Origin of the sequence: Peribacillus psychrosaccharolyticus ATCC 23296 (assembly GCF_000305495.1) — a bacterium.
GTDB lineage: Bacteria > Bacillota > Bacilli > Bacillales > DSM-1321 > Peribacillus > Peribacillus psychrosaccharolyticus.
On record NZ_AJTN02000242.1, the window covers coordinates 1 to 2,720 of the forward strand.

3 protein-coding genes and 1 pseudogene are annotated in these 2,720 nt (G+C 34.2%); all 4 read right to left on the reverse strand.

Annotated elements, in window-relative coordinates; all coding sequences use genetic code 11:
• A pseudogene (locus tag WYK_RS19625) lies at positions 1-489 on the reverse strand (collagen-like protein); the annotation flags it as partial.
• 199 nt (positions 490-688) lie between these two features.
• A complete protein-coding gene (locus tag WYK_RS19630) occupies positions 689-985 on the reverse strand; it encodes a hypothetical protein (RefSeq protein WP_040376149.1) in 297 nt (98 codons plus the stop codon).
• Between the two features lie 50 nt (positions 986-1,035).
• Positions 1,036-2,103 carry a glycosyltransferase family 2 protein gene (locus tag WYK_RS19635; protein ID WP_235782571.1) on the reverse strand — a complete coding sequence of 356 codons (1,068 nt, stop codon included), beginning with the start codon at positions 2,101-2,103 and terminating at the stop codon, positions 1,036-1,038.
• A 27-nt stretch (positions 2,104-2,130) separates the two neighbouring features.
• Positions 2,131-2,499, reverse strand: a complete 369-nt coding sequence (locus tag WYK_RS19640) for a hypothetical protein (RefSeq protein WP_040376150.1) — start codon at positions 2,497-2,499, stop codon at positions 2,131-2,133.
• Between the last annotated feature and the right edge of the window lie 221 nt (positions 2,500-2,720).

The window sequence follows — 2,720 nt, forward strand, 5'->3', positions numbered from 1 at the left end:
CTCCGGTGGCTCCGGTATCTCCGGTGCTCCGGTATCTCCTGTGGCTCCGGTTGCCCCGGTAACACCTGTTACTCCCGTTACTCCTGTTCCTGTAGCTCCTGTTACTCCTGTGACTCCGGTTGCTCCTGTTACTCCTGTAGCTCCCGTGGCTCCTGTTGCTCCAGTGGCTCCTGTAATTCCAGTCATCCCTGTAGGAGTAGTTATTTGGGTCACTTGCTTTAATTTATTATCTAATATCATTTCTTTTTTGATCGCTAATTCTAGCACATCTTGTACGCTGTTATTTACAAGTAAGATTTCTTCCAAGGTTGCTGGAGTTGATAATCCTGGCAACGTACCGAGTGCATACTGAATCTTTTCTCCTTCTGCATTAATAATATGGGCTAATCCTAACTCTTCTAATGCAATAGAAGCTAAGAGAAGGTTTATTACATCGTCCCTTGTAATCGTAATGTCGGGTGAAATATTAGGAATATTTGGTTGAGACATTTATATTCTCCTTTATTTTATATTTCAAACAATCCTTTAAATTATATAAAACTAGTAATGTTCTAGGGGTAGTTTATTCAGAATTACTAAAAAGGTATAATTCAAATACCTATATACCTAAAAAAAAACGATTTATTTCACCCTCTTGTATCTAAAGGTGATAAATCGTTTTTAAATTTTAAAACTGTATATTTCCTTGCTAAGAGATTGTCTTAATGATTTTATTCAATTTCGTTTCTAAAAGCATTTCTTTTTTAATCACCAATTCAAGCATATCTTGAACGCTGTCATTCACTTTAAGTATTTCTTCTGTCGTAGTTGCTGTTTTCAATCCTGGTAGTGTACCAAGTACATATTGTACTTTTTCAGCTTCCGCATTGATGATGTGGGCGAGTCCAATTTCTTCAAGAGCTATCGAAGCCAAAAGAAGATTGATAACATCACTCCTTGAAATTGAGATCTCAGGAGTTATATTCGGTATATTCGCTTGAGACATACGCCATCTCTCTTTCTTAAATTTTTTTCGGGCCTCGGTGGAGCATACATTTAGTAAAGAAGGCTATTTTCTTCACATTCAAAAGCTGCTTGTGCTTCAGCTGTCCTTCCTAAATGTTCTAGACAAAGTCCTTTATAATGCCATGCTTTAAATGTGCCTACTCCTTTTAATATGAGATATTTAGTATTGTTTTCTCCTAATTCTAGACACTTTTCGAAGGATTCTAAGGATTCAACGTATTCTTTTTTTTCATACAAAATATAACCTTTATAAAAATGTAAGTCTACATAGTCTGGGTAAAGAAGAATTGCTTTTTCGATACTTGGCCAAGCTCCATCTAAGCTATTTGTTTCAATTAAAATAGCATACTTTAGTTTGTATAAAAGGGAAGGCGGCATAAGTCCCTTCTGTATAAAGGCAACAATAGCTTGATTTACATACATAAAGGCCTTTTCATACTGATTATTTCGATAATATTCACTTGCTATATGGTATTCAATCCATGGACTATGAGATGGCTCAGACAATTCAATCTCAAGTAAACGTAGGTTACGACGGCCCTTGTGTTTTTCGTCTGTAATTTGTTTCAAATAACCATAATGATGAATAGATACCGAAATATTTTCAATAAATTGGTCAATATTTTCCGGTAGATGAACATTTTCATGAATCCGATTTATAAACTTAATAGATAGATGGTTACGAAATAATCGAGGCTGATAGATTAAAAACAAATGATTCTTATCTACAGGTTCTGTTAGACCGTGGTAATTTAATACAGGCAGTGCAAGTATATTCGCTTTTGTGTCTCCCAAGATTTTTGGGAGATTATTTTTATCAGTTTCATCTAATTCTTCATCAGCATCTAGCCATAGAATCCAGTCCCCTGTCGCGTAACTTAATCCATAATTACGAGCTTCTGAGAAATTATTACTCCATTGATAAGGATATATGCGGGCGCCATGATTCTCACCTATTTCTTTGGTAGAATCGGTAGAACCCGTGTCAACGATAATGATTTCATTAACGATTCCATTGACACTATTTAAACAACGATCAATCATCTTAGCTTCATTTTTAACAATCATACATAAAGTTATCGATGGTAAATCATTCATTCTAATACTCACTCCTGATTTAATTTTTCAATTGTATACACGATTCGCTAACCATGGAGCCGGAGGTTGTGTATCTATATTAATTGAGTTATTATCATATGAACATACTAAATGATACTGGTTAATTTGCTCTAACATCTTCACAGTCTGTAGTTTATGGTCTTTATTAATAAAGTGATAATTTTCAATATCTTTGATAAATTGTTGAATCAAGGGCTGCAATGTTCTTGAGTATTTTTCATCAAAAACCTGGATAAATATCTGTGAACGTAACCTTTGGTGGGATGTATTTTTTGTAAACATGATCATATACATATTCCACAATAACGAGATAGAAGTTACCACATTTAATTCCAATTGTTTCCTTACTTTTACTGGTGTGGATTCCCCATTCATAAGTTCCTCAATAGTTTGAGTAAGAAAGATAATTAAAGAACAAAAGAAATTACTATATTCCTTTTCTTTTTTTTTTTGAAAGGCTGCATAAATCTACTTTCATCCTGTTTCTCCTTTCTTAATTTTTAGTTCATCATTTTTACTTCTTCGAATTTACTACTTGAACTGTCATATGAGCTTTCATCACAGCTTTCTTCACAACTGTCAGACGAACTCTCATC

Coding starts and splice junctions, on each gene's coding strand:
- WYK_RS19630 (WP_040376149.1), bottom strand. CDS start 985: ATGTCTCAAGCGAATATACCGAATATAACTCCTGAGATCTCAATTTCA.
- WYK_RS19635 (WP_235782571.1), bottom strand. CDS start 2,103: ATGAATGATTTACCATCGATAACTTTATGTATGATTGTTAAAAATGAA.
- WYK_RS19640 (WP_040376150.1), bottom strand. CDS start 2,499: ATGAATGGGGAATCCACACCAGTAAAAGTAAGGAAACAATTGGAATTA.